General features: G+C 63.0%; 24 protein-coding genes and 2 pseudogenes. 23 read left to right on the top strand and 3 right to left on the bottom strand.

All coding sequences use genetic code 11. The annotated features are described in order from the left end of the window. Positions 1–55 precede the first annotated feature (55 nt). The 5 genes and pseudogenes from SO156_RS19855 to SO156_RS19835 all read left to right on the top strand — a co-directional run. Positions 56–388: pseudogene (locus tag SO156_RS19855) on the top strand (VWA domain-containing protein); the annotation flags it as partial. A gap of 150 nt (positions 389–538) precedes the next feature. Beyond that, positions 539–1,078, top strand: a complete 540-nt coding sequence (locus SO156_RS19850) for a hypothetical protein (protein WP_498535967.1) — start codon at positions 539–541, stop codon at positions 1,076–1,078. 117 nt (positions 1,079–1,195) lie between these two features. Continuing rightward, positions 1,196–1,381 (top strand): hypothetical protein, encoded by a 186-nt coding sequence (locus SO156_RS19845; protein WP_498535966.1) that lies wholly within the window; start codon positions 1,196–1,198, stop codon positions 1,379–1,381. Positions 1,382–2,112: 731 nt separating this feature from the next. After that, the gene (locus SO156_RS19840) at positions 2,113–2,745 is read left to right on the top strand and encodes an STAS domain-containing protein (protein ID WP_498535965.1); all 633 of its coding nucleotides are present in this window, start codon (positions 2,113–2,115) and stop codon (positions 2,743–2,745) included. A 104-nt stretch (positions 2,746–2,849) separates the two neighbouring features. Further along, a pseudogene (locus SO156_RS19835) lies at positions 2,850–4,261 on the top strand (DUF2252 domain-containing protein). Between the two features lie 29 nt (positions 4,262–4,290). Here SO156_RS19835 and SO156_RS19830 read toward each other — a convergent pair. The 3 genes from SO156_RS19830 to SO156_RS19820 all read right to left on the bottom strand — a co-directional run bounded on the left by SO156_RS19830 (position 4,291) and on the right by SO156_RS19820 (position 6,299). Further along, positions 4,291–5,166, bottom strand: coding sequence for a TorF family putative porin (locus SO156_RS19830; protein WP_498535964.1), 876 nt, complete (start codon positions 5,164–5,166; stop codon positions 4,291–4,293). 87 nt (positions 5,167–5,253) lie between these two features. Next, positions 5,254–5,916 (bottom strand): VIT1/CCC1 transporter family protein, encoded by a 663-nt coding sequence (locus SO156_RS19825; protein ID WP_498535963.1) that lies wholly within the window; start codon positions 5,914–5,916, stop codon positions 5,254–5,256. Between the two features lie 59 nt (positions 5,917–5,975). After that, complete coding sequence (locus tag SO156_RS19820; RefSeq protein ID WP_498535962.1) at positions 5,976–6,299, bottom strand: potassium channel family protein; 324 nt, start codon at positions 6,297–6,299, stop codon at positions 5,976–5,978. 278 nt (positions 6,300–6,577) lie between these two features. On the opposite strand from SO156_RS19820, the gene SO156_RS19815 reads away from it, so the two are divergent. From SO156_RS19815 to SO156_RS19730, 18 genes are all read left to right on the top strand, one after another. Next, on the top strand, positions 6,578–7,126 hold the full coding sequence (locus tag SO156_RS19815) for a DUF3302 domain-containing protein (RefSeq protein WP_498535961.1): 549 nt from the start codon (positions 6,578–6,580) through the stop codon (positions 7,124–7,126). Between the two features lie 30 nt (positions 7,127–7,156). Then, positions 7,157–8,302: an HlyD family secretion protein gene (locus SO156_RS19810; RefSeq protein WP_498535960.1), complete on the top strand. Its 1,146-nt coding sequence runs from the start codon at positions 7,157–7,159 to the stop codon at positions 8,300–8,302. 115 nt (positions 8,303–8,417) lie between these two features. Beyond that, positions 8,418–9,749 carry a TAXI family TRAP transporter solute-binding subunit gene (locus tag SO156_RS19805; protein ID WP_498536022.1) on the top strand — a complete coding sequence of 444 codons (1,332 nt, stop codon included), beginning with the start codon at positions 8,418–8,420 and terminating at the stop codon, positions 9,747–9,749. Positions 9,750–9,850: 101 nt separating this feature from the next. Beyond that, positions 9,851–10,510: an HAD family hydrolase gene (locus SO156_RS19800; protein WP_458146442.1), complete on the top strand. Its 660-nt coding sequence runs from the start codon at positions 9,851–9,853 to the stop codon at positions 10,508–10,510. Between the two features lie 8 nt (positions 10,511–10,518). Then, on the top strand, positions 10,519–11,469 hold the full coding sequence (locus SO156_RS19795; protein WP_458146467.1) for a sugar-binding transcriptional regulator: 951 nt from the start codon (positions 10,519–10,521) through the stop codon (positions 11,467–11,469). A gap of 222 nt (positions 11,470–11,691) precedes the next feature. Continuing rightward, positions 11,692–12,945 (top strand): ABC transporter substrate-binding protein, encoded by a 1,254-nt coding sequence (locus tag SO156_RS19790; protein ID WP_458146468.1) that lies wholly within the window; start codon positions 11,692–11,694, stop codon positions 12,943–12,945. Between the two features lie 91 nt (positions 12,946–13,036). Then, positions 13,037–13,909, top strand: a complete 873-nt coding sequence (locus SO156_RS19785) for a carbohydrate ABC transporter permease (protein ID WP_458146443.1) — start codon at positions 13,037–13,039, stop codon at positions 13,907–13,909. A 4-nt stretch (positions 13,910–13,913) separates the two neighbouring features. Next, positions 13,914–14,744 (top strand): carbohydrate ABC transporter permease, encoded by an 831-nt coding sequence (locus SO156_RS19780; protein WP_498535959.1) that lies wholly within the window; start codon positions 13,914–13,916, stop codon positions 14,742–14,744. An 18-nt stretch (positions 14,745–14,762) separates the two neighbouring features. Then, positions 14,763–15,770 (top strand): ABC transporter ATP-binding protein, encoded by a 1,008-nt coding sequence (locus SO156_RS19775; RefSeq protein ID WP_458146445.1) that lies wholly within the window; start codon positions 14,763–14,765, stop codon positions 15,768–15,770. Between the two features lie 33 nt (positions 15,771–15,803). Continuing rightward, positions 15,804–16,577 (top strand): SDR family NAD(P)-dependent oxidoreductase, encoded by a 774-nt coding sequence (locus SO156_RS19770; protein ID WP_458146446.1) that lies wholly within the window; start codon positions 15,804–15,806, stop codon positions 16,575–16,577. A gap of 29 nt (positions 16,578–16,606) precedes the next feature. Next, the gene (locus SO156_RS19765; RefSeq protein ID WP_498535958.1) at positions 16,607–18,262 is read left to right on the top strand and encodes an FGGY-family carbohydrate kinase; all 1,656 of its coding nucleotides are present in this window, start codon (positions 16,607–16,609) and stop codon (positions 18,260–18,262) included. Positions 18,263–18,283: 21 nt separating this feature from the next. Beyond that, positions 18,284–19,219, top strand: coding sequence for a carbohydrate kinase family protein (locus SO156_RS19760; protein ID WP_458146448.1), 936 nt, complete (start codon positions 18,284–18,286; stop codon positions 19,217–19,219). A 118-nt stretch (positions 19,220–19,337) separates the two neighbouring features. Next, entirely contained in the window at positions 19,338–20,759 is a 1,422-nt protein-coding gene (locus SO156_RS19755) for an amidase (RefSeq protein ID WP_498535957.1), read from the top strand. Positions 20,760–20,870: 111 nt separating this feature from the next. Then, positions 20,871–21,821 carry an ABC transporter permease gene (locus SO156_RS19750; RefSeq protein WP_458146450.1) on the top strand — a complete coding sequence of 317 codons (951 nt, stop codon included), beginning with the start codon at positions 20,871–20,873 and terminating at the stop codon, positions 21,819–21,821. Next, a complete protein-coding gene (locus SO156_RS19745; protein ID WP_498535956.1) occupies positions 21,818–22,714 on the top strand; it encodes an ABC transporter permease in 897 nt (298 codons plus the stop codon). The genes SO156_RS19750 and SO156_RS19745 overlap by 4 nt, the downstream gene beginning before the upstream one ends. A gap of 2 nt (positions 22,715–22,716) precedes the next feature. Beyond that, positions 22,717–23,730, top strand: coding sequence for an ABC transporter ATP-binding protein (locus tag SO156_RS19740; RefSeq protein WP_458146452.1), 1,014 nt, complete (start codon positions 22,717–22,719; stop codon positions 23,728–23,730). After that, positions 23,727–24,740, top strand: coding sequence for an ABC transporter ATP-binding protein (locus tag SO156_RS19735; protein WP_498535955.1), 1,014 nt, complete (start codon positions 23,727–23,729; stop codon positions 24,738–24,740). Before SO156_RS19740 ends, SO156_RS19735 begins: the two co-directional genes overlap by 4 nt. 55 nt (positions 24,741–24,795) lie before the next feature. Continuing rightward, positions 24,796–25,687, top strand: an 892-nt coding sequence (locus tag SO156_RS19730; protein ID WP_498535954.1) for an ABC transporter substrate-binding protein, incomplete at its 3' end; no start/stop codon positions are given.

Genomic DNA, 25,687 nt, shown 5'->3' with positions numbered 1-25,687 from the left:
CGCCCATCCGCCGGAGCTCCGCGGCGAACAGGATGATGATGGGGGTTGCGGTCATCAGCCCGGCTACTACACCCGCATCGGTGCGGCGGTGCGCCATGCCACGGCCGGGCTCGCGCGCCAGCCGCACCGCAAGAAGCTGCTGCTCGTTCTCACCGACGGCAAGCCGAACGATGTCGATCACTACGAGGGACGCTTTGCGATCGAGGACACCCGCAAATCCCTGCAGGAGGCGCGCCGCCTCGGCACCGCGGTGTTTGGCGTCACGGTCGATGCGACGGCGCCATCCTATTTTCCGACCCTGTTCGGGCGCGGCGGTTACGCGATCGTCGGCAACATTCGCCGGCTGCCTGCGGTGCCGCCGGCAATCTACCGGCAGGTAGTCCAATAAGGACAGAAAGGCCGCAAGCAGCGGTGCGTCAGTGCTATTGGCCCTATGGAGGCAGGTAATCTCGTCAGGAAACGTTGATCTAGCGCAAGGCGCACGCCGATCGTGACGGCGCATCGTCTGCAATGGGCAGGAAAACCGTGGAGCCAATCCATGAACCAGATGAGTTTGAGAAAATTTGCAATAGCGACCTCGACCTTCGCGTGCGCGGCATTGCTCTCCTTCAGCTGGTCTGAGCAACGCGGCGTTTCGCTATCGATCGATAGTGCCCAGGCGCGAGTCGGTCGTCCGTTGACGCCGGTGAGCGTTGCGGGCGTTGCACGCCGGCAAAACCGGCGGGCTGCGTACCAGTACGACTCGGCCGGCATTGCGGGCCCGATGGCGGTTAACTACGCCGGCCTTGCAGGCGCGGCTGGCACGGCAACCGTCGCCGCCACCCAACCTTGGGGCTGGGGTGGTACTGGCTACTATGGCGGCCGGCCCTACGTCGGTAGCGGGGCTTTGGCAGCCAATGCCTATTATGCGGGGGGCGCCATCCAGACCAGTCCGTTCTACCTGCAAAGGGCTTATCCTGCGAATGGCCCTTGGTATGGCGTTGATGGATGGGCTGGCTACAAGGCGCGCTATGGAATCGTCTGTGATCCAGGCAGCCTGATCAAAGGCGATGACGGCCTGATGCATGTCTGTCAGTAGGCCATCCGCGAGGCGACACGGGGCGGCTTACGGGCCGCCCTTTCCGTGCCGCGCTGATGAGCGCCGGTCGCAAATAAAAAGCGGCGCCAGGGTGCTCAACCGGGAAAGAAAACTCCAATGCCGGATCCAGTAGAAGTCATTGAGGCAGCCATTCGCTCTGCTTTTGTCAGCTACCCGAAGGAAGACGATCCCGATTGGAGGAGCCCATCCTGGATCAAGCCGGCGGAATGTTCGCACTTGACCAAAGTGATCATGAGCGAACTGGACTCGAACGGCTTCAGGATCGAGAAGAAGGCGGGGTGAGTCGTACAAACGTGCCGGCCGACTCATCGACCGGGACTGCACGTCGGAGACAATGTCGTCGGTGTGGACCGTTGGTCTGCCGGCTTAAGACTTTTGCCAGAGGCTGCCGTATTAGCGGCGACGTAGGCGCATTGCGCTGCGAGCACCAACTAAAGATCAGCCAGATACGATAGAGCGACGATCAACACTGCTGTTCCCAGAAGGATTGCAAGGCCCGTCCATCTCTCGAAGGTCTTGGAGTGAATGGGACGCCTGGGTTCATCGTTAGGATCGAAAAGCACGACAAATTTTCGTCGCTGTTGGCGCGACGCAGGTATGGAGCGTTGCGCCGCTGCATCGCGTCCCGTTGATCTGGATCAACAGGGCTGGAGCGGAACCCCGCATGCCCGCTCATTCGGCGCGAACATGCGGTAGCCGGACGACGAGTTTTTCTCTTTCGCTCAAACTACTTTTGGGGAGCTGTGCTGCCCGTCGTCGGGGGAGTGTCACCCCTTCTTGCGTCGCGCCGGTCTTCGCGGTCGTCGCGCCGGTCCTGGCGGTCTTCGCGCCGGTCTTCGCGGCGCTCCATGCCCGGGGTTTGAGCCTCGGCTCTTGGCAGCCGCGGCTCCGGTCACAATTCTAGCGGGATCAGATGCGGCTACGTGCACACCCGTAGCTTCTCCTCCGAGCAATCCGATCATGATCGTCGCTGCAGCCATGACGACGAGTGCCGCAGGCACGGCGGGGGCCATGTGACGCAGGCGCTCGCGGCCATCGTCATTGCGGCAATGTTGCATCTGACGAAGCCGAGCTATCTGCGCGAATTGTTCGTCCGAAGCCGCTGGTCGTTTGCAAACACCCTGATTGTCATCGCCGGCGAACTGACGTTGGGGGTGCTCCAGGGCATCGCCCTGGGCGTCGTGCTTTCGTTGCTGACGTTGATCTATCTGACCAGTCATCCAAAGGGGGACGAGCTCGGTCAACTTCCAGGCGCTGAGGCCTATCGCAGTGTGCAGCGGCATCCCGAGGCCGCAACATTTCCGGGACTGCTGATTTGGCGAGTGGGCGGTGACCTCTTCTTCGCGAGCATCGGCCACATGAGTGCGGCTTTGAAGGTGTCACTGGCCGAGCGGCCAGACGTGAAGCGCGTGCTTCTGGACTTCGCTGCGGTCAATTTTATCGACGTCAGCGCAGGGGACGAGCTGTCAGGCCTGATCAAGGAGCTAAAGACGACGGGCGTCACCGTTGCTTTTGCCCGGGTGCGGGATGCCGTACGAGACGATATGAGGCGCGCTGGGATCGAAGCGGTCGTGGGACCGAACGCTTTTCATGAACGGACGACGGATGGCGTGCGCGCCTGGCAACAACAGCAAGGCGGCTCGTAAGTTGTTTGCCAGTCAGGACACTCATCACGTTCACGATCTCGCTGATCGTGCGGCCAGACATCGGACTTCTTGGGTATCCCTGAAAGACGCTGCGATAGCTCGACATGGAACACACAAGACAGATCTTCGATCTCGCGGCCCCCTTTGCCGGCCACGCGGTACACATCGTCTCGCCTGACGCGCGGATAGCTGCCGGCAAGGCGCTGCGCGACAAGATTCCACGCGAGCAGCACGGGCGATGGAACGGCGTCAAGGGACGAGCAAACCCGATCGACCTTCTGCACAGGTCGGATGCCGGCCGCGTGAAGAAGCTGATTCCGATTCGGTACGGCCGAATGCTGCAATCTCCTTTTGCTTTCTATCGCGGCGCCGCGGGTATCATGGCCGCCGACTTGGCGCGAACGCCGACCACCGGATTGAAAGTGCAAGCCTGTGGTGATTGCCATCTTCTGAATTTTGGCGGATTCGCCACCCCCGAACGCAACGTCATCTTCGACATCAATGACTTCGATGAGACCTCGCCCGGGTCCTGGGAGTGGGACGTCAAGCGGCTTGTCGCATCGATCGTGCTCGCTGCAAGATCGAACGGATTGTCTGATGCCAGAGCCCGCGACTGCGCCGTCAGTTGTGCGCGCATGTATCGCGAACACATGCGCAAGTTCTCCAGGATGGATCCGCTACAGGTCTGGTATGCGGAAATTAATGCCACGGACTTTATCGGCTCCCTGCCCAAGGCCCTGCAGAGAAACGTCAAGAAGCGAATCGCGAAAGCCGTGGCTCACACGGGTTCTGAATTTGATTTCCCGAAGCTTGCTGGTTCCGTGGGTGGACAAATCCGCATCACCGACCAGCCACCGCTCATCTTCCATCCGCAGAGCACCACGACCGACGGTGCAGCGACACCACTCGACGAACTTTTTCGTAGCTACCGGGACTCGTTGTCGCCCGACCGACGGGGGCTTCTCGATCGTTATCGGCTCGTCGACGTTGCGATCAAATTGTCGGCGTCGGCAGCGTCGGCCGGAGGTGCTGGATCGCCCTGATGATGTCGGAGGGAAACGATGCACTCTTTCTACAATTCAAAGAGGCGGTACAGTCGGTGCTCGAGCCTTACGCCGGGAGATGCCCATACGGTCATCACGGACAGCGTGTCGTAATGGGACAGCGCTTGATGCAGCCAGCATCGGACATTTTCCTTGGCTGGACGACTGCTCCCAATGGCCGCCATTTCTATGTGCGGCAGCTACACGATGCCAAGATCAAGCCTTTGGTCGAGACATTCGACGCCGGAATGTTGGACGTCTATGCGCAAGCTTGTGGTTGGGTGCTGGCCCGCGCCCATGCGAAGGCCAGCGAAATATCCGCGACGATCAGCGGATATCTCGGCTCTTCGAGCGACGCGTTCGATACTGCCATGGGAAAGTTTGCGTTGGCCTATGCGGATCAGGCCGAACAAGATCATGCCGCGCTCAAGGCTGCAGTACGAAAGGGGTTGATTGCCGCCAGTTCCGGATAGCCATGAACGGGCACCTGCAAACGACCCAGCTAAAAAGAAAACCAGGCTTTGGCAACGACCGTTGCACCGCACCAGTTCGATACCAAGCCACTCGGGTTGGTAATGGGGTCAATACGACCACCTGGCCGCGCGTTTGGATCCCCAGTATAGACGAAGCAGTTTTCCTTCGAGAGATTGGTATCGTAGTAGCGTAAATCGAGGTTGAAGGCCTTGCGGGTGAAGGTCACGCCTGCATGCCAATTGAGATAGGCAGGTAATGGGAAGCTCCCGAGTTGCGGAGCCTGGTTGCCGAACCAAAAGTAGCCGGCAGCAGTCGTGAACGATACGGTCAGGTCCTTTGGGAGCAGACGAGTTGGCACGTCGTAGCCCACCCCGGCAGCCACATACTGACTCCAGGCGCCCGTGTTCGAGACATTCGGAGAATAGGCGTAGCCGGCGGCGATACGGAACGACTCGCCGATGCTTCTATCGCCGCGGATAGCCGCCTCCCAATAATTGATGCCATTCGTCACGCCGGGAAACTTCTCTCCGGGATAGGCGAAGTAGGTCACGCCGAGATCAAAGTCGATATTTGCAATCTTCGGGCGGACGCCGGCTGACATGGTGAACTCGGCGACTGGTTCGGTCGGCAGCTTGACGGTAGCCATTGTAGCGCCGGCGTATACCGAGCTGAACCTTGCTTCAAAGGCGGCGCCGGCCGCAGGCTGGCGAGCGGTCATCGTCGTCCCGCGATAAATGTAGTCAGATGCAACCCCCGCGCGGGCGCTGACTTCGAGTTCGCTCGAAGGCTCGCTCACAGGCGCAGCGCCCTTCGTTTCGGCCGCTGACCAGCCGCGATTGCCGAGCCCGATCGCGCTGCCCGGGCTGCTCTCGGGGGCTTCGGCGCGCACCAAACCGCCGGTCATCGGCGCAAGCCACAAGCCAACGAATGCAGCAATCGAGGCTAGGCTTACCTGCCACAGTGCTATGGCGCCTCTCTTTCGCATTGTTAGCTATCCTCCAAGCACTATCGTGATGCCGACCAATGCACCACCAAAGGCTACCATCAGAAGGCCTGCCGCCCAGGGCCGAAGTCCGCTGCGATAGCCGAATACGTAACCACAGCAGAAAAGCATCGTGATGGCGACAGCGTAGGAGACGCGCAGTGCCAGTTTGGCGTCGCTCAGGAATATGAACGGGATGACAACCGGGAAGGTTGAAGCGAAGCTCAGCAAGCAAAGACCCAGTGCGCCGATCCAGTCCCGCTCCACGAGCTTCGGGCGCTCGCGCGGCTCAGGCAATTGCTGCAACCGTCGGCGCATCAATTCCAGTTCCTCCAGACGCAACAGCGACGCCAACTCGGGCGGCAGCGCGTCGGCGACGATGCGTCGCGCCGTTTCGGAATCCGGTGCGCGCTGTATTGCGCGCAGTGTCAGGATATTGCCGCCCCGGTCATTGATGCGAGCCAACAGATAAAGACCGCCGTCAACGATGCCCCAAGCCAGGTTGCAGCCGAGCGCACCGATCAGCATCGTTTGGATCTTGATGTTGCCCGACGTCGCGACACCGAGGCTGCAGATAAAGGTGAGAGCCATGATGAGGCCGAACAAGGTCTCGGAGATCCGCTCCATCGGATCCAGCACACGCCAAAATGGAAAATCTGAAATCGCTGACATCAAATCAAATGCCCCTTGGCCATTCTTTCCGTCGATCCGGCACGCTCAGCGTGTGACGGCTAGTGGTCGTCGGCCGCGTCTTGAAGCGAGCGCACGCCGAGTGCGGCAACGAGGCCCGTCAGCAATACGCCGGAGAAGGCGATCGCTATTGCAATCATCCGCGAGGCAATGCGCTTTGGGGCCACATCCCCGTAACCAACTGTTAGAGCGGTCACGAACGTGAAATAGATCGTCTCGCTCACCGACCAGCGCTCGAGGAAACCGATCACGGCGCCGAGTGCCAGTTGGAAACCGATCAGCCCTGACACGACCGGCCATATGACCTGCAAATGTTTCCAAAGATGCCGAAAGAAGCGCTGTCTCACCTCCGCATTTGTTGCCATGTTTTGCCTCAACACTCTTCGAAGTCCTGATGCATCGGTTGGACACGCGCCCGGAATTCCATATTCTCGTAAGGGGCTTGTCATCCGACGTCGAAAGTGGCTCCTGCATCGACACGAAGTTGCCGCCCTAGTCCTCTCCGGCCATCGTGGAGCCTTGCCCTTGGGTCTGATCGTGCTCGCAACGAACTGAACCAGGTGCGGCTAACCGCACCTTTGACATTGATCTGAATCAACGGCCCCGGACGCTGACCTGATTCGATATTGATCGATGTCAATCGATGGCAGGCGATCTGGCGCGGCATTTTCGCGCGGATAACCAGTCAGTGACGCTTACGCAACCGTTTTCCGGGCCGCACATGGAAGATCCTTTCCTCAACTACTTCGCGCTCGGCTTGCTGTTCTTCGTCATCATCGTGCTGGTCTACGGCATCATCGCGATCCACGATATTCCGGCACGCATCGCCAAGGCGCGCCATCACCCGCACGAAGATGCCATTCATGCTGCCGGTTGGATCAGCCTGTTCATGCTGCATGTGCTGTGGCCATTCCTCTGGATTTGGGCGATGGCCTACAAGCCGGACCGTGGCTGGGGCTTCAGTGACAAGCCGGGCGAGCCGTCGTCTCGCGTTGAGGCTGTGGCTGAGCTGGAGGCTTTGAAGCGCCGGGTCGGCGAGGTCGAGGCCAAGCTTGAGGCCAAAGAGCGCCTCGCTCGTTTCGAAGACCAGGCGCCCGCCCGATCGGACCTGGCGGAGCTCGCCGAAAGATTGGTCGAAAGCAGTACTGCCGCGGGCGCGCCGGTGGCAGGGAGCCAGGCCGCGCAGCGATAGACGCCATCCGCTCGGGACAGGAGGCCGCTGATGGAAATCTTGCTCACCCTGACCTACGTGGCACTTTGCTATGCCATCTTCAAGCTGTTCAGGATTCCAGTCAATCAGTGGACGCTTGCAACAGCAGCCCTCGGCGGCATTTTCGGCCTTTCGCTGCTGTTCATAACGATGGCCTACAACCATCCGTTTTCCACCAATGCGCGCATTTACTTCAGCGTTACGCCAATATTGCCGGGCGTTCGGGGCCGCGTGATCGAAGTGCCGGTGGAGAATAAGACCAATCAGCACCTCGAAGCCGGCGAAGTTCTCTTCAAAATCGATCCCAAGCCGTACGAGTACGCTGTCGCGGAAAAGCGGGCGGGACTCGCCGACGCGGAGGCCAGTGTTGCTGAGCTCAAGGCATCCGTCGATCAGGCGACGGCGTCGGCCGAGAAATCCAGGGCAGAAGCGGACCTTGCGCAGACCAACTACGAGCGACAGAAGGAGTTGTTCGACAAGAACGTCGTAGCCCAGGCGACCCTCGACACGGCGACGCGCAACCGTGATGCGGCAAACCAGGCACTGGCCGCGGCCGTTGCTGCACAAGATCGGGCACGACAGGCCTATGGCGCGACAGTCGACGGTGAACACTCGGCCGTTGTCCGTTTACGCAATGAACTGGCGGAGGCTGAGTACCATCTCAGCGAGACCACCGTGACGGCGCCCACCAGCGGATTTGTCACCGAAGTCTCGCTGCGGCCAGGCATGTTTGTCGGCGCGACGACAGTCCGTCCCGTCATGATCTTCGTGAACGATACCCAGGCAGACCGGGCTTTGGCTGCCGCGTTCCAACAGAACGCACTGCAGCGGGTCAAGGCGGGCGATGAAGCCGAAGTTCTGTTCAAGGGCATACCCGGCCGGGTCTTCAAGGCCAAGGTCCGCCTTGTGATCGATGCCATTGCGGCCGGGCAGCTTCAGGCCACAGGTGCGCTGCAGGAGATTCGCGGTGTGTTGCCCGGAGACCGGGCCTTGGCAGTCCTCGACATCACCGAAGACATGTCCAGCTACCAGGTCCCGCTTGGCTCATCAGGCGAAGCCGCCATCTACACCGAGCACGTCCACGAACTGTCCTTGCTGCGGAAGATCCTGCTGCGGATGCGAAGCTGGCAGAACTACGCTTTCTTCGAAGCCGAATAGAATTGGTGCTCGCGATGGGCATGAAGTCGTGCACAGACAATCTTTCAAAAATTGCAGGCCTCCGCAGGTGGAGATTGATGCCGCTTATGGCGTTAAATGACCGTCAAGGATGAGCATGGGTGCCGTCAAGCTGCCGATCTGGCTTCGTATCGTCGTGGTCCTGGCTCTGGTCCTGCTGGCAACCGGCGCAAGCTGGTTTGCATACCGCTGGTACGTAAAGCCGGTGACGCTGACGATCGCGGTCGGGTCGCTGGACGGCGACGCTCCAAAGATCGTATCGGCGCTGGCAAGCCGGCTTGTCGTTAACAACGCGCCGGTGCGGCTCAAGGTGGTGGAGACCACCGGACCGATCGAATCCGCGGCGGCGTTCTCCTCGGGCAAGACGGACCTTGCCGTCGTTCGCGGCGATGTTGGTGACTTGTCGCAGGCGCAGGCCATCGTCGTTCTGGCCCAGGCCGTGGCGGTGCTCGTTGCGCCTCCAGGCTCTGCCATCACGGACATGGCCGGCCTGAAACGCTCGACGGTGGGGGTGGTCGGTAGCGACACCAATCAGAAGCTCGTCGACGTGTTGAGAAGGACGTATGACCTTGACCGCGCCAACGTTGCATTCAAGGGCGTTACGCTCGATCAGGTCCGCCGGGCGCTCGAAACCAAGGAGATACGTGCCGTCCTGTTCGTGATGCCGCTGAGCGACAAATACCTGTCGCTGGTGCGCGGGCTATTCCCTCAGAACGCCAAGACCGCCCCGGTTCTGATTCCGATCGAGAGCGCAGGAGCGATTGCCGAGAAGGAGCGTGCTTACGAGAGCTTCGACATCCCCAAGGGCACGTTGCGCGGATCCCCTCCCGTTCCCGAAGATGACGTGACCACGCTCCAGACAGCCTTCTATCTCGTCGGCAAGAAGAGTCTCGACAACGATATGATTGCGGGTTTCACGCAAGCCATCACGACGGCTCGCAGGGACCTTCTGGCTGAATTGCCGATTCTGGCGCAGTTCAAGGCGCCCGATACCGATGCCGGCGCATTTCTTCCCGTTCATGCAGGTGCAGCGGAGTTCTACAACGGCAATCAGCTCACGTTCCTGGACAAGTGGAGCAACGCCATCTTCCTGGCACCGATGGCGCTTGGCGCGCTCGTCACGGTTCTCGCCGCGGCCTGGCGGTTTCTCCGATCCGGGGAGTTGAAGCCGAGGGAGCCGGCGCTCGATACGCTCTATGGATTGGGGCAACGGATAAGGCACGCTGGAAGTGCCTCCGAATTGCTGGAGATCGAAACTCAGATCGACGACGTCTTGCGCGCGCAACGCGCCAGGACGGACGACGACGAACAAGCCCTGGATGCTGCAACCCTGAATGTTGCGGCCCATCGTCTCGAGAATCTGATTCATGATCGCCGGGCGGCGCTTGCCGCCGCCGGTTCGGAGGCGGCGCACAAAACAGTACCGTGATGCGTCCGGGATTTGAGGGGCGGGGCTTGCCAAGCGTCCGTCGTCAGGCAGCCATGCCGCGAGCTATTGCCCAGCCCGTGAGTATATGATCGAATGCCTCGATGGACGCAACCAGGCCCGACCTGATCATCTTCGACTGCGATGGCGTGCTCGTCGACAGCGAGCTCTTGAGCTGCCGCTGCCTCTCCGAGGTGCTGTCGGAATTCGGGATCGCGCTCAGCGAGCAGCAGGCGCTCGAGCTGTTCCTCGGGCGTAGCACGAAGGCGATCGAGCAGCATTATCGAGATCTGGGACAGGTTGTGCCGGACGGCTTCCTGCCTCGCTTGAAGTCGAGGGTGCTGGCCACCTTCGCAGGCGCATTGCAGCCGATCCCCGGGATCGGCGCGGTGGTATCGGAGTTGAACAGGCCGTTTTGCGTCGCCTCGTCGAGCGACATCGACCGCGTCTCGCTTTCGCTCGATGTCACCGGCCTCAAGCCGCATTTCGGCGACCGGCTCTACACGGCGCAGATGGTGAGACACGGCAAGCCGGCGCCCGACCTCTTCCTCTATGCCGCTGAAAAGATGCGCACCGATCCGGCACGCACGCTCGTGATCGAGGATAGCGTCAGCGGCGTGCAGGCGGCCAAGGCCGCCGGTATGACGGTTTGGGGATTTGTCGGCGGCAGCCATTATCGCGCCCGCGACGGCCGCGCTATATTGGCCGCCGCCGGAGCCGATCGGGTCTTCGCGCAGATGACCGATTTCTGGAAGGACGCGTGACGCCGGCCATGGCGATGGAGAACGAAAAATCCAGGCTCGACGATGCCGCGCGCGCCGGCTGGCTCTACTTCATTGCCGGTCACACGCAGGACGAGATCGCCAAAATGCTCCAGGTTTCGCGTGCCTCGGCCCAGCGACTGGTCTCGCTGTGCCTCGCCGAACGCCTGATCACCTTTCGCCTCGAGCATCCCATTGCCGCCTGCATGGAACTGGCGGCGCGGCTGAAGCAGCGTTTTGAGCTTGCCCATTGCGAGGTCGTGCCGGCCGATCCCGCAGCGCCGCAGGCAACCGCTGGAATTGCCGAGCGTTGCGCCAATCTCCTGGACTCGACGCTGCGTTCCGAGACGCCGGTCATCGTCGCGCTCGGGACGGGGCGCGCGGTGCGAGCGGCGGTCGAGCGCGTCACCCCGATCGAGCGGCCGAATCACCAGATCGTCTCGCTGGTCGGCAACATCTCGGCCGACGGTTCGGCGAGCTTCTACGACACCGTCGGGCGCTTGGCCGACCGTACCGGGGCGCGACACTATCCGATGCCGCTGCCGTTCCTGATGTCCTCGGAGGACGAGCGCAACAAGATGGGTCGGATCGAGCCGATCGCGAAGGTGAAGGCGATCGCGACCAAGGCCGACCTGCGGCTCGTCGGCATCGGCCAGATGGACCAGAAGGCGCAGGTCCACGTCGACGGCTTCGTCACCCGCGACGAGTTGTTCGAGATGATGCGGCTCGGGGCCATCGGCGAGATCACCGGCTGGGCCTATGATGCCAAGGGCCGCCTGCTCAAGGGCGGTACCAACAAGCGCCTCACCAGTATCCCGCCCGAAGTGCCGGTCAAGACCACGACGATCGGGGCGGCGGTCGGCGCCGCGAAAGTGCCGGCGATCGCGGCCGCGCTGAATGGACACCTGATCAACGGCTTGATCACGGATGAGGCGACCGCGCGCGCGATCCTCGAACGCTGAACTCCGCGGCCGCAGCGCATCTCCACCAGCATCTCTCTTGCACTGCACCACCCTGAATTGAGGGGAGGGCGCACGCGCCTGCTTGACAAAGCTCCGGCCTTGAGTTGAACATACGCCCAACGCGTGGGCATATGCTCAAAACGCGAGTATAGGGAGGTCACCGTGAAAAAAGTCCTAGGCGCCGTCTGCGGCGTGTCTGCACTGCTGTTTTCCGTCCCCTCGATGGCCGAAACGACCCTGACGATCGCCACCGTCAACAACAGTGACATGATCCGCATGCAGGGACTGACCAGCGAATTCACCGCGAAGAACCCCGATATCAACGTGAAGTGGGTGACGCTCGAGGAGAACGTGCTGCGCCAGCGCGTCACCACCGACATCGCCACCAAGGGCGGGCAGTTCGACGTCCTCACCATCGGCACCTACGAGGTTCCGATCTGGGCCAAGAAGGGCTGGCTGGTGCCGCTCGCCAATCTCGGCGCCGACTACGACGTCGCCGACCTCTTGCCGAAAATCAAGGACGCGGTCTCCGTCGACGGCAAGCTCTACGCAGCGCCGTTCTACGGCGAGAGCTCGATGGTGATGTACCGCACCGATCTGTTCGAGAAGGCCGGCCTGAAGATGCCGGAAAGCCCGACCTGGGATTTCGTGATCGATGCGGCCAAGAAGCTCACCGACAAGAATGCCGGCGTGTACGGCATCTGCCTGCGCGGCAAGGCCGGCTGGGGCGAGAACATGGCATTCCTCACCGCCATGTCCAACTCCTACGGCGCGCGCTGGTTCGACGAGAAGTGGGAGCCGCAGTTCAACTCGCCGGAATGGAAGACGACGCTGACGACCTATGTCAATCTCATGAAGGAAGCCGGCCCTCCCGGCGCGAGCTCGAACGGCTTCAACGAGAACCTGGCGCTGTTCAACGCCGGCAAGTGCGCGATGTGGATCGACGCGACGGTTGCGGCATCCATGGTCTCCAATCCAAAGGAATCGAAGGTCGCCGACAAGGTCGGCTTTGCGCTGGCGCCGAACACCGGGCTCGGCAAGAACGCAAACTGGCTGTGGGCCTGGAGTCTCGCAATCCCCGCTGGTTCGAAGAAGACGGACGCGGCCGAGAAGTTCATCGCCTGGGCGACGAGCAAGGACTACACCAAGCTCGTGGCCTCCAAGGAGGGGTGGGCCAACGTGCCGCCGGGCACGCGGACCTCGCTCTACCAGAACCCTGAGTATCTGAAGGTCGCGCCGTTCGCGAAGCTGACGCTCGCCTCGATCGACGCGGCGGACCCGAACAAGCCGACCGTGAAGCCCGTGCCTTATGTCGGCGTGCAATATGCCGCGATCCCCGAGTTCCAGGGCCTCGGCACGCAGGTAGGGCAGCAATTCTCAGCCGCACTTTCTGGATCGACCACAGTCGATGCCGCGCTTTCGGCGGCCCAATCCTCGACCGAGCGCGAAATGAAGCGCGCCGGCTATATCAAGTAGGACCAAGGCTCACCCTCCTGAGAGCCTAAACTGCGGCCATCCGCCAGACGGGATGGATGGCCGCCTTCTTCCCCGAAGAGGAGAAGAGAGCATGGCAACCAAGCAGACGCAGTATCTTGCGCGGTCGCTCCTGGCCCCGGCCGTCGGGCTGCTGTTCATCTGGATGATCGTCCCGCTCGCGCTGACGCTCTATTTCTCGACGCTGCACTACAGCCTGCTCGATCCCGGCTCCGAAGCGTTCGTCGGTCTGGAAAACTTCCGCTACTTTCTCACCGATCCGGCCTTTCTCGCCTCGCTCCAGAACACGCTGGTGCTGGTCGGCTCGGTGCTGCTGCTGACTATACTGCTCGGCATTCCCCTGGCGCTCCTGCTCGACCAACCCGTGATTGGCCGCAACATCGTGCGGCTGATGGTGATCGCACCGTTCTTCGTGATGCCGACGGTGAGCGCGCTGGTCTGGAAGAACCTGTTGATGCATCCAGTTTCCGGGCTGTTTGCCTGGCTTGCAAAATTGTTCGGGCTGACGCCGATCGACTGGTTCAACGACGTGCCGATGTTCGCCATCATTCTGATCGTCGCGTGGCAATGGCTGCCGTTCGCGACCCTCATCCTCCTGACCGCGCTGCAATCGCTCGACGAGGAGCAGAAAGAGGCCGCCGAGATGGACGGCGCGAGCGGGGTTTCGACGTTCATCTACATCACGCTGCCGCATCTCGCACGTCCGATCACCGTGGTGGTCCTGATCGAGACCATCTTCCTGCTCACGGTGTTTGCGGAGATCTTCGTCACCACCGGCGGCGGACCGGGCCTGCAAACCACCAACATCGCCTTCCTGATCTATTCGCAGGCGCTGATCCAGTTCGACGTCGGCAGCGCATCCGCAGGCGGCCTCGTCGCGGTGGTGATCGCGAACATCGTCGCCTTCTTCCTCGTTCGCATCGTCGGCCGCAATCTGGAGGCTTGAGACCATGGCACGGATCGCAACGACGCAGCGGATCGCGGTCTCGACGGCAGCCGCCTGGCTTTGCGGTTTCCTGATCTTCTTTCCTATTCTCTGGATGGTCCTCGCCAGCTTCAAGACCGAGCTGGAGGCCTTCGCCATTCCGCCTTCATTCCTGTTCTTCCACTGGACTCTCGAAAATTACGTGACGGTGCAGGAGCGCAGCGACTACCTCCACCATGCACTGAACTCGATCATCATCGCCGGCGGCTCGACGCTGATCGCGCTGTTGATCGCCATTCCTGCCGCGTGGTCGATGGCGTTCTCGCCCACAAAGCGCACCAAGGACATCCTGCTCTGGATGCTTTCGACCAAGATGATGCCGCCGGTCGGCGTGCTCGTGCCGATTTACCTGATCTACAAGACTGTCGGCCTGCTCGATTCACGCATCGGCCTCATCTTCATCCTGTGCCTCGGCAATTTGCCGATCGTGATCTGGATGCTCTTCACCTATTTCAAGGAGATTCCGCGCGACATCCTGGAAGCGGCGCGCATGGACGGCGCCACCGTCGGCCGCGAGCTCGTCTATGTCCTGACGCCGATGGCAATCCCCGGCCTGGCGTCGACCTTGCTGCTCAACCTGATCCTCGCCTGGAACGAGGCGTTCTGGACGCTCAACCTGTCGACATCAGAGGCTGCGCCGCTGACGGTGTTCATCGCGTCCTATTCGAGTCCCGAAGGATTGTTTTGGGCAAAATTGTCGGCAGCCTCCACGCTGGCAATCGCTCCTATTCTCGTCCTCGGTTGGTTCAGCCAGAAGCAGCTCGTCCGCGGGCTCACCTTTGGCGCGGTCAAGTAGCGAAAGGGCTGTCGCATCATGGGTCAAATCACACTTCAAGGCGTGCAGAAAGCCTTCGGGCCCGTGCACATTATCAAGGGCGCCGATCTCGATATTGCGGACGGCTCCTTCGTGGTGTTCGTCGGTCCGTCCGGCTGCGGCAAGACCACGCTCTTGCGGTTGATCGCCGGGCTCGAAGACGTGACGGATGGACGGATCCTGATCGACGGCAAGAACGTGGTCGCCGTTCCGCCCGCCAAGCGCGGCCTGTCCATGGTGTTCCAATCCTACGCGCTGTACCCTCATATGAGCGTGCGCGGCAATATCGGCTTTGGGCTCAAGATGGCGGGCCTCGCAAAGGACGAGATCGACCGCAAGGTCGAGGCGGCGGCCGCGACCCTCAACCTCACGCCCTATCTCGAGCGCAAGCCGCGCGAGCTGTCCGGCGGCCAGCGCCAGCGCGTGGCGATCGGCCGCGCGATCGTCCGCGAACCCAAGGCGTTCCTGTTCGACGAGCCGCTGTCGAACCTTGACGCCGCGCTGCGGGTGCAGATGCGGATCGAGGTGACGCGCCTCCAGAAGCAGCTCGGCACCACCGCGATCTACGTCACCCATGACCAGGTCGAGGCCATGACGATGGCCGACAAGATCGTCGTGCTCAATGGCGGCAAGATCGAGCAATACGGCTCACCGCTCGAGCTCTATGAAAAGCCCGCCAACCTGTTCGTCGCGGGCTTCATCGGCTCGCCCAAGATGAATTTCGTCACCGGCGAGCCCGCTCTTCAGCGCGGTGCGATCACGATCGGCGTGCGGCCCGAGCATTTGAAGATCGAGCGCGATGGTGGAGGCGGCTGGCCGGGCACGATTGCGGTCGCCGAGCATCTGGGCAGCGACACTTTTCTTTATGTCGACGCCGGCCAGCTCGGCATGCTGACTGCACGCTATATCGGCGAGTTGAGCCTGCATGCCGGCGACCGTGTGTCGCTGGTGCCCGAACCTGCGCGCATTCACCGCTTCAACGAGGGCGGCAACGCGATCCGGGGCTGACAAGCTGGGCGAACAAGAAACGGGAAAAGCAACATGTACCTGGAAAAATTCAAGCTGAACGGCAAGAGCGCGATCATCACCGGCGGCGGGCAGGGAATCGGGCTCGCCTGTGCCGAGGCGCTGGCGGAGGCCGGCGCCAAGGTGATCATCGCCGACCGCGACGGCAAGGTTGCCCAGGCCGCCCAGGCTGGCCTCAAGGCCAAGGGCTACGATACCGAGACCGTCGTCATGGATGTGACCGACACCAGGCGCGTCGCCGACGTCGCGAACGAACTCGTCGCCCGTCACGGCAAGGTCGATATTCTCGTCAACAATGCCGGCATTGCCCGCAGCGAGACGCCGGCGGAGACCGTGACGGACGAGCACTGGCTCAACGTCATCGACGTCAATCTCAATGGGACGTTCTGGTGTTGCCGCGAATTCGGCAAGCACATGCTGAAGGCGAAAGCGGGAACCATCGTCAACGTCGGCTCGATGTCGGGCTTCATCGTCAACAAGCCGCAGGAGCAATCCTTTTACAACGCCTCCAAGGCCGCGGTGCACCATCTAACCAAGTCGCTGGCCGCGGAATGGGGCGCGCGTGGCATCCGCGTCAACGCTGTCGCCCCGACCTATATCGAAACGCCGCTGAACGCCTTCGTGAAGAGCAATCCAAAAATGTACGACGCCTGGATTGGTGGAACTCCGATGGCGCGGATGGGACAGGTCGAGGAGATCGCCTCGGTCGTGCTGTTCCTGAGCTCCGAGGCCGCGAGCCTGATGACGGGCAGCATCGTGCTAGTGGATGGCGGTTACACTTGCTGGTAGGCTCCTCGTCAAAATTGACGGGAGCGACAATGCCGCAGGCGTATATCGGTGTCGATGTCGGGACGACCAGCACGCGGGCAGGGGTTTTCGACGAGGCGGGTAATCTGCTGGCGACTGCGCGGCATCCGATTCGGATCTGGCACGAGGCCGGCGATATCGTCGAGCAGTCGTCGTCGGACATCTGGGACGCTTGCGCGAAATCCGTCCGCGCAGCCATGGCTGAGGCGGGGATTGCGCCTGATACCGTGCGAGGCATCGGGTTCGATGCCACCTGCTCGCTGGTGGTGCTCGGCGAGGACGGCGAGCCGGTCACGGTCAGCGCCTCCGGCGACAGCCAGCGCAACGTCATCGTCTGGATGGATCATCGCGCCACGACCGAGGCGCGTCTGATCAATGAGACGCAGGACGATGTGCTGCGCTACGTCGGCGGCTCGATCTCGCCCGAGATGGAGATGCCGAAGCTCTTGTGGCTGAAGCGACATCTGCGCCAGAGTTTTGAGGCCGCCGGCCATTTCTTCGACCTTGCGGACTATCTGACGTGGCGCGCGACCGGATCGCTTCAGCGCTCGACCTGCACGGTGACCTGCAAATGGAACTATCTGGCGCATGATGGCGGCGGCTGGAGCGCGCCGTTCTTTCAGCGCATAGGGCTGTCGGACTTCGTTGCCGAAAAATATGCCCGGATCGGCACCGAGATCGTCGCGCCCGGCACGCGGCTCGGCGCCGGCCTGACGCGGGCGGCGGCGGCCGATCTGGGGTTGAGTGCAGGCACGCCGGTCGGCGCATCGCTGATCGATGCCCATGCCGGCGGCATCGGCGCAATCGGCGGACGCGACAGCTCGGGCGGCACCGCAGACGTCTGCGACCGCCTCGCCTACATCATGGGGACATCCGCCTGCATCATGGCGACGACCAGGGAACCATGCTTCGTTCCCGGCGTGTGGGGACCCTATTACTCCGGCATGGTGCCGAACTTCTGGTTGAACGAGGGTGGGCAGTCGGCAGCGGGAGCCGCGATCGACCATCTTTTACGGTCGCATGCGGGATATGCCGAGGCGAGCACGGCTGCACGCAAGGACGGGCTCGATATCATCGACTTTCTGGAAAAGCGCATCATCGCGCGCGCGGGCGATGTGAGCCGTGCCGCGCTGCTGGCGCGCGACATTCACGTTCTGCCGGAGTTCATCGGCAACCGCTCGCCTTACGCCGATCCCGATACGCGCGCGGTGATTGCGGGCCTCGACCTTGACACCGACATCGGCGCGATGGAGCGCCTGTTCGTCGCCGGCCTCTGCGGTCTTGCCTATGGACTTGCCGAGGTGATCGAGGCCTTTGCCGCGCAGGGTGTTCACTCCAGCATCATGATCATGGGAGGCGGGGCGAGCCGCAGCCCGCTGGTGCGGCAGATCATGGCGGATACCACGGGCCTGACCGTTGCGCTGCCGCAGACCAGGGAGCCAGTGCTGCTCGGTGCCGCGATGCTCGGTGCCGTCGCCGGCGGCGCCTTTGCCTCGATCGGCGAGACCATGGCAAAAATGTCCGCGCTCGGCCGCCTCACCGAGCCGACGGCGCCGGGCATGGCCGAGTTTCACGGCCGCAAGCGGAAGGCCTATAAGATGCTGCGGGATGTCGATCGCGGCAGCCGCGAAGCGATGGCCGGCTTCGAGCTGACGCTGCCGGGATAAGGGCAAGATAGGGTAGGGGTGATGCTGCTCAGTTGTGGCGATGCGCTGATCGATTTCGTGCCAACGCACGCAGCCGACGGCCGCGAGGCCGTGATGCCCGCGGTTGGCGGCTCCTGTCTCAACGTCGCGATCGGCATGGCGCGGCTGGGCGCGCCGACCGGTTTCGTCGGCGGCCTCTCGAACGACATGTTCGGGCAGATGATCGCGGCCCATGCCGAAGCCTCAGACGTCGAGCTCCGCTACGCCACGCGCAGCGATCACCAGACCACGCTCGCTTTCGTGCGTATCGTAGCCGGCGAGTCGCATTATGCCTTCTACGACGCCGAAACCGCGACGCGGAACTGGACCTATCGGCGCGGGGCTATCCCCTTCGAGACCATCGAAGCGGTGCATGTCGGCTCCACCACGCTGGTCAACGACACCGGTGCGGCCGAGACGAAGGCGCTGATCGCAGACGCCAGAGCGTCCTCGACGATCTCGTTCGATCCGAACTGCCGGCCCAACCTCGTCAAGGACAAGCCGTCCTACGTTGCGCGCATGGGCGAGTTCGCGGCGAGCGCCGATATCGTCCGCATGTCCGACGTCGACTTCACCTATCTCTACGGTGACGAGCCGTACCAGCAGAAGGCCGATGCGTTGCTTGGGCAAGGCGCGAGCCTCGTCGTCATCACCCGCGGCATCGACGGCGCCGTCGCCTGGCACAAGACGGCGGGTAAGATCGAGGTCGCCGCCCCCAAAGTGACGGTTGCCGACACGATCGGTGCCGGTGACAGCTTTCAGGCGGCACTGCTCTTCGCCCTTTACAAGCAGGAGCGCCTTCGACGGCAGCTGCTCGAGGACATCGGTGCCGATGATCTGCGCCGCGCGCTGTCCTTCGCGGCCAATTGTGCCGGCTTCACCTGCACCCGCCCCGGCGCCGATCCGCCGCGCCTGAGCGAGATCAACTGGCGCTGGTAGCGCACCCGCGCTGGCATTCAAGAATGTCCCACGGGACTGCGGCCATGCGCGGGCGGAAATGGACAGCGCCGCTTGAGGCTGCCAAGTTCGTGGCAACACCACGCGAGCCCGTCCCGACATGAGCGAAGACCTCTGTTTTCTATCGGCCGTTGAACTGCGCGGACGCATCAGCCGTAAGGAGATATCTCCCGTCGAGGTCACGCACGCCGTGCTCGCCCGCGCCGAAGCTTTGCAGCCGACATTGAACTGTTTCATCACGCTATGCGCCGACGAAGCGCTGGTCCAGGCGCGCGAGGCAGAGCGCAAGGTGATGGCGAATGAGCCGCTCGGGCTGCTTCACGGCATTCCGGTTACCATCAAGGACATCGTCAACACCAAGGGCGTGAAAACCACCTTCGGCGCCGTTCCCTACAAGGACAATGTGCCGGAGGAGGACGCCGTGGCGGTGGCGCGGCTGCGCGCCCATGGTGCGATCCTGATCGGCAAGACCACGACGCCGGAATTCGGCTCGAAATGCCTGACCGACTCGCCGCTGTTCGGCCGCACCCGCAACGCCTGGAGTGCGGAGCGCTCCTCCGGCGGCTCCAGCGGCGGAGCCGCGGTGGCGGTTGCGAGCGGCATCGCGCCGCTGGCGATCGCAACCGATGGCGGGGGTTCCACCCGGATCCCCGCAGCCTGCAACGGCGTCGTCGGACTGAAGCAGAGCAACGGCGTGATCCCGCACAGCCAGGCGCAGGATGCTTTCGGCAACCAGACCTATGTCACGCCGACCACGCGGACAGTCGCGGATACCGCGCTGATGATGCAGGCGATGGCCGGGGAGGATGCCTGCGATCCCTGGTCGATCGGCCTTCCCGCGCCTGATTTCGTTGGCAGCGCCGTGCCGCGCGGCGATCTGCGCGGACAGAAGATCATGTACTGCCTGTCGCCGCCCGGGCGTCCGGTCTCGGCTGATGTCGCCAGTGCCTTCAAGGAAAGCCTCGATCGGCTCGCAGGCCTCGGCGCGGAGCTGGAAGAATTTTCGGGCGAGGGGTTTGACATCGAGCCGATCTGGCGCGCGATCAACCACACCGTCTGGCGGACGCGCTTCTCCAAGCTCGCGGCTGACCACAAGGACGAACTGAGCGAGGCGTTCCTCAAGCAGCTCGCGCTCGCCACGAAGGTGAGCGGCGTCGACTACCAGGAGGCGATGTTCGCACGGACGGCGTTATTCCGCCGCGTGCAATCGCTGCTCGCGCGCGGCCATCTGCTGGCAATGCCGACCCTGACCCGGACGGCATTGCCGATCGATCAGGATCTGTTCGGTACCATCGAGATTGACGGCAACAGTTTTGACAGCGTCCGGCCGCACTGGTTCCCCTGGACCATGCTGTTCAACATGACCGGCCACCCCGCGATCAGCCTGCCATGCGGCTTCGGCCGGGACGGGCTGCCGATCGGTCTTCAACTCGTCGGTCGCTTCCGCGACGATGCCGGGCTGTTGCGTGTGAGCGCGATGTTCGAAACCTCGCACGATCTCTCGTGCCGCCGTCCCGGCTGAGATGAGATACATGCACCAAGGCACTTGCACCAAGGCACTTGCGTCGGGCGCCCGGACATGTTGATCGTGCCCAGGGACGTCTTGAATTCCTGAGCCTGAACCCGAGAGCGCATGAGCGTATTTGTCCTAAGGCGGCTTGTGACCTTGCTGGCGACGCTGGTCGGTGCGTCCCTGATCATTTTCCTGGTCCTGGATGCGCTTCCGGGCAACGCCGCGCAGATGCTCATGGGCGCCGATGCTTCGCCGGATGCGGTGCGGGCCCTGACCATCAAGCTCGGCCTCGATCAACCGCTGACCGTGCGCTACCTGCAATGGATCAAGGGCATGGCGGTGGGCGACCTCGGCAACAGCTATGTCTACGGCACGCCCGTCGCCGGTCTCATCGCCGAGCGGCTCTGGTTGACCATTCCGCTGGCGATCATGTCCATGCTGATCACGGTCACGCTCGCGCTCGCCGCCGGCATCTACACGGCCGCCAATCACAACAGGCTCGGCGATGTCGGCGTGATGTCGCTGACCCAGGTCGGCATCGCGCTGCCGAACTTCTGGTTCGCGATTCTGCTGATCCTGCTGTTCTCGGTGAAACTGCAATGGCTCTCGGCCGGCGGCTTTGCCGGCTGGGACGACGGCATCTGGCCCGGCGTCAAGTCGCTGCTGCTGCCGGCCATCTCGCTCGCCGTGGTGCAGGCCGCGATCCTGGCCCGCGTCACGCGCTCGGCGGTGCTGGAGGTGCTGCGCGAAGATTTCGTCCGCACTGCGCGCGCCAAGGGGCTGGGCAAGCGCGAGGTGCTGTGGAGCCACGTGCTGCGCAACGCGATGATCCCGGTGATGACCGTGATGGGTCTGCAATTCGCAAATCTCCTGGCCGGCACCATCGTGATCGAGAACGTCTTTTATCTGCCCGGCCTCGGCCGGTTGATCTTCCAGTCGATCGCCAATCGCGACCTGATCGTTGTGCGCAACTGCGTGATGCTGCTTGCGGCCATGGTCGTCATCGTCAATTTCATGGTCGATGTGCTCTATGCCTTCATCGATCCCCGTATCAAGGTCCACGACCTGTGAGTGATCCCCTGACTGCTGCCGTCGGTCTGCCGACGACCTCAGCGCCGTCGCGGCCCGCGGCCGGATTCTGGCGCCGCGCGCTGCGTCATCGCAGCTTCGTGCTGGGCGGCGTGCTGGTTCTTCTGGTGATCGGCTCGGCGCTGCTGTCGCTGGTGTGGACGCCGTGGTCGGCTTACGACATCGACATCGCCTCGAAGCTCAAGCCGCCGTCGTTCTCGCACTGGCTCGGCACCGACTCCTTCGGCCGCGATATCGTCTCCCTGCTGCTGGTCGGGGCGCGCTCGACCATCCTGGTCGGCATCATCGCGGTCGGCATCGGGCTGACGTTCGGTGTCTGCCTCGGACTGATCGCCGCCGCGCGCAAGGGCTGGACGGAAGAGTTCATCATGCGCATGAGCGATTTCACCTTCGCCTTTCCGGCCGTGCTGTCGGCAATCATGCTCGCTGCGGTGGTCGGTCCCGGCATGCTGACCTCCATCACCGCGATCGGCATCTTCCAGATCCCGATCTTTGTCCGCGTTACCCGCGGCTCGGCCAACGCGATCTGGGCGCGCGAGTTCGTGCTGGCTGCACGCGCATCGGGGAAGGGGGCTTTTCGCATCACCATCGAGCACGTACTGCCGAACATCCTGTCGATCCTGATCGTGCAGGCGACGATCCAGTTCGCGCTCGCGATCCTGGCCGAAGCCGCGCTGTCCTATCTCGGGCTCGGCACGCAGCCGCCGCAGCCGTCCTGGGGCCGCATGCTCAACGACGCTCAGACGCTGCTATTTCAGTCGCCGATGCTTGCGGTCTATCCGGGTGCGGCGATCGCGGTCGCCGTTCTCGGCCTCAATCTTCTCGGCGACGGATTGCGCGATCTGCTCGATCCCCGTCTGGCGCGGGAGCGGTGACGATGGGCAATCCCGCAAACGCGCTGCTGATCGACGTCGACAATCTCGGCGTCCGTCTCAACACCAGCCGTGGCCCGGCGCAGGCCGTTCGCGGCATCAGCTTTTCCCTGAGGCGCGGCGAGACGCTGGGCCTAGTCGGCGAATCCGGCTGCGGCAAGTCGGTCACCGCGCTCGCGCTGATGGGCCTGTTGCCCGATAGCGCCGTCGTCGGCGGCAGCGTTCGCCTCGATGGTCGCGAGCTCGTAAGACTGTCCGATGCGGATTACTGCAAGCTGCGGGGCAACCGCATCAGCATGATCTTCCAGGAGCCGATGACCGCGCTCAATCCGATGCACACGATCGGGCATCAGGTCGCCGAGCCGCTCCGGCGCCACAAGAATTATTCTGCGGCGCAGGCGCGCGCCGAGGCGATTGCCTTGCTCGATCGCGTCGGGCTCCCGGACGCGGCAAAGCGCGTCGATGCCTATCCGCACCAGTTCTCCGGCGGCCAGCGCCAGCGCGTCACCATCGCAATGGCGCTCGCCTGCGAGCCGGACCTGTTGATCGCGGACGAGCCGACCACGGCGCTCGACGTCACCATCCAGGGTCAGATCCTCGACCTCATCGCCGATCTCGTCGAAGAGCGCGGCATGTCGATGATCCTGATCTCGCACGATCTCGGCGTCATCGCCGAGAACGTCGAGCGCATGATGGTGATGTATGGCGGCACCGTTGTCGAGAGCGGGCCGACCGACGAGGTGTTCAGACGCATGGGTCATCCCTATACGCAAGGCTTGTTCCGGGCTCGGCCGCAGCTCGGCGCGCGGAAGGGGACACGGCTGAAGACCATCACCGGCACGGTGCCGGAGCTCGCTGATCTGCCGTCCGGCTGTACGTTTGCCGATCGTTGCCCGCTGGTGATCGATGGTTGTCGTGCCGCGCTTCCGCCGATGGTGGAGGTCGGGCCGGGCCATGGCGTCCGCTGCATCAGGACGGATGTGTCGATGGCTGATCGCGTTGGGACGGTGTCCGCATGACCGCCACCTCGCAACCGCTTCTCGACGTGAACGACCTCGTGCAGCGCTATACGCTGCCGCGCGAAAGCCTGTTTCGTCCGCCGGGTCAGGTGCTGGCGCTCAACGGCGTGAGCGTACGGATCGAGGCGGGGAAGAGCCTGGGCGTGGTCGGCGAATCCGGCTCGGGCAAGTCGACCTTTGCCCGCGTGGTGATGGCGCTGGAGCGGCCGACATCGGGGCGGGTCGAGCTGCTCGGCCGCGAACTCAATCAATTGCCCGCAGATGAACTCCGCCGCGCGCGGCGCGATTTTCAGATGGTGTTTCAGGATCCGTACGGATCGCTCGATCCGCGCCAGACCATCGCGCGGATCGTCGCCGAGCCGCTCACGGCGCTGGAGCGGACCGATCGCGCGACGCTGCGCGCGCGAGTCTCTGCGGTGCTGAGGCAGGTCGGCCTGCGCGATGCGGACCTGGACAAATATCCGCACGAATTCTCCGGCGGCCAGCGCCAGCGCATCGCGATCGCGCGAGCGCTGATCACCCAACCAAAGCTGATCGTCGCCGACGAACCGGTCTCCGCACTCGACGTCTCCGTGCAGGCGCAGGTCCTGAACCTGATGCAGGACCTCCAGGAACAATTTGGCCTGAGCTACATCCTGATCAGCCACGATCTCGCGGTCGTGGACTATCTCTGCGACGAGGTCGCGGTGATGTATTTGGGGCGGATCGTCGAGCAGGGCAGGCCGGAGGACCTGTTCGAGCATTGCGCCCATCCCTATACGCGCGCGCTGCTGGAGGCGGTGCCGCGCGCTCGCGCCGGGCGTGTGCGCCGGCGCCGCGGCGCGCAGGCGATCGCCTCGCAATCATCGGCTGCGACCGGATGCCCCTACATTTCCCGCTGTCCGCTCGCCGACCAGCATTGCCGCGAAGACGCCCCTGCGCTACGCAAGACCGGAGAGGCGCATCTTGCGGCCTGCCACAAGGCCGAAGAGGTGATGGCGCTGCCGGCTTTGGCCGAACAGGTCGGTTAGCGTCAGGCTGCGGATTGGCATAGATTGAACGGGTCAACGGCCGGGGAGAGAAAATATGTTCAAGAAACTCATCATCGTCGCGGTAGCGGCCGCGTTCGCCGCGGCATCGCTGCCGGCTCTGGCGCAGGGCAAGAAGGACAGCGTCGTCATGGGCATGACGTTGGAGCCGCCGGGGCTCGATCCCACCAACGCAGCCGCGGCGGCGATTGCCGAAGTCACGCTCTACAACATCTTTGAGACCCTGACCAAGATCAACGAGGACGGCTCGACCTCGCCGCTGCTGGCCGAGAGCTGGACTGCGTCGCCCGATCTGAAGACCTATACGTTCAAGCTGCGCAAGGGCGTGAAATTCCAGAATGGCGAGCCGTTCGATTCCGCGGCGGTGAAGTTCTCGTTCGAGCGCAATGCCGCAGCCAACTCGACCAACAAGGACAAGAGCCTGTTCCAGAGCTTCGAGAAGGTCGACGCGCCGGACGCCGACACGGTCGTGGTCGCAATGAAATATTCCGAGCCGAACCTTCCGTTCCTGCTCGGGCAGGCGAGCGCCTCGATCGTCGAGCCGAAGAGCGCGCCGACCAACGTCACCCAGCCGGTCGGCACCGGGCCGTACCAGCTCGGTGCGTGGGTCAAGGGTTCCTCGATCACGCTCAACAAGTGGGCCGACTACCGCAATGCCTCGGCGATCAAGCTCTCCAAGGTCACGATCCGCTTCATCGGTGATCCCGCCGCGCAGATTGCAGCCCTGCTGTCCGGTGACGTCGACGCGTTTCCGCGCGTCACGACTCGCGGCGTCGCTCAGTTCAAGTCCGATCCGCGCTTCACAGTGCTTGTCGGCGGCTCCAAGGCCAAGACCATCGTCGCCATCAACGAGAAGAAGAAGCCGCTCGACGACGTGCGCGTTCGCCGCGCCATACTCGCCGCGATCGATCGTAAGGCGATGATCGAGG

The sequence above is a fragment of the Bradyrhizobium sp. UFLA05-125 genome (genome assembly GCF_059803515.1).
This window is presented reverse-complemented; position numbering and strand designations above follow the sequence as displayed.

Bases quoted from the DNA above. Each gene is read 5' to 3' on its own strand.
- SO156_RS19850 (WP_498535967.1), top strand. From the start codon at position 539: ATGAACCAGATGAGTTTGAGAAAATTTGCAATAGCGACCTCGACCTTC.
- SO156_RS19845 (WP_498535966.1), top strand. From the start codon at position 1,196: ATGCCGGATCCAGTAGAAGTCATTGAGGCAGCCATTCGCTCTGCTTTT.
- SO156_RS19830 (WP_498535964.1), bottom strand. From the start codon at position 5,166: ATGACCGGCGGTTTGGTGCGCGCCGAAGCCCCCGAGAGCAGCCCGGGC.
- SO156_RS19825 (WP_498535963.1), bottom strand. From the start codon at position 5,916: ATGTCAGCGATTTCAGATTTTCCATTTTGGCGTGTGCTGGATCCGATG.
- SO156_RS19820 (WP_498535962.1), bottom strand. From the start codon at position 6,299: ATGGCAACAAATGCGGAGGTGAGACAGCGCTTCTTTCGGCATCTTTGG.
- SO156_RS19815 (WP_498535961.1), top strand. From the start codon at position 6,578: ATGGCAGGCGATCTGGCGCGGCATTTTCGCGCGGATAACCAGTCAGTG.
- SO156_RS19810 (WP_498535960.1), top strand. From the start codon at position 7,157: ATGGAAATCTTGCTCACCCTGACCTACGTGGCACTTTGCTATGCCATC.
- SO156_RS19805 (WP_498536022.1), top strand. From the start codon at position 8,418: ATGGGTGCCGTCAAGCTGCCGATCTGGCTTCGTATCGTCGTGGTCCTG.
- SO156_RS19800 (WP_458146442.1), top strand. From the start codon at position 9,851: ATGGACGCAACCAGGCCCGACCTGATCATCTTCGACTGCGATGGCGTG.
- SO156_RS19795 (WP_458146467.1), top strand. From the start codon at position 10,519: ATGGCGATGGAGAACGAAAAATCCAGGCTCGACGATGCCGCGCGCGCC.
- SO156_RS19790 (WP_458146468.1), top strand. From the start codon at position 11,692: ATGGCCGAAACGACCCTGACGATCGCCACCGTCAACAACAGTGACATG.
- SO156_RS19785 (WP_458146443.1), top strand. From the start codon at position 13,037: ATGGCAACCAAGCAGACGCAGTATCTTGCGCGGTCGCTCCTGGCCCCG.
- SO156_RS19780 (WP_498535959.1), top strand. From the start codon at position 13,914: ATGGCACGGATCGCAACGACGCAGCGGATCGCGGTCTCGACGGCAGCC.
- SO156_RS19775 (WP_458146445.1), top strand. From the start codon at position 14,763: ATGGGTCAAATCACACTTCAAGGCGTGCAGAAAGCCTTCGGGCCCGTG.
- SO156_RS19770 (WP_458146446.1), top strand. From the start codon at position 15,804: ATGTACCTGGAAAAATTCAAGCTGAACGGCAAGAGCGCGATCATCACC.
- SO156_RS19765 (WP_498535958.1), top strand. From the start codon at position 16,607: ATGCCGCAGGCGTATATCGGTGTCGATGTCGGGACGACCAGCACGCGG.
- SO156_RS19760 (WP_458146448.1), top strand. From the start codon at position 18,284: ATGCTGCTCAGTTGTGGCGATGCGCTGATCGATTTCGTGCCAACGCAC.
- SO156_RS19755 (WP_498535957.1), top strand. From the start codon at position 19,338: ATGAGCGAAGACCTCTGTTTTCTATCGGCCGTTGAACTGCGCGGACGC.
- SO156_RS19750 (WP_458146450.1), top strand. From the start codon at position 20,871: ATGAGCGTATTTGTCCTAAGGCGGCTTGTGACCTTGCTGGCGACGCTG.
- SO156_RS19740 (WP_458146452.1), top strand. From the start codon at position 22,717: ATGGGCAATCCCGCAAACGCGCTGCTGATCGACGTCGACAATCTCGGC.
- SO156_RS19735 (WP_498535955.1), top strand. From the start codon at position 23,727: ATGACCGCCACCTCGCAACCGCTTCTCGACGTGAACGACCTCGTGCAG.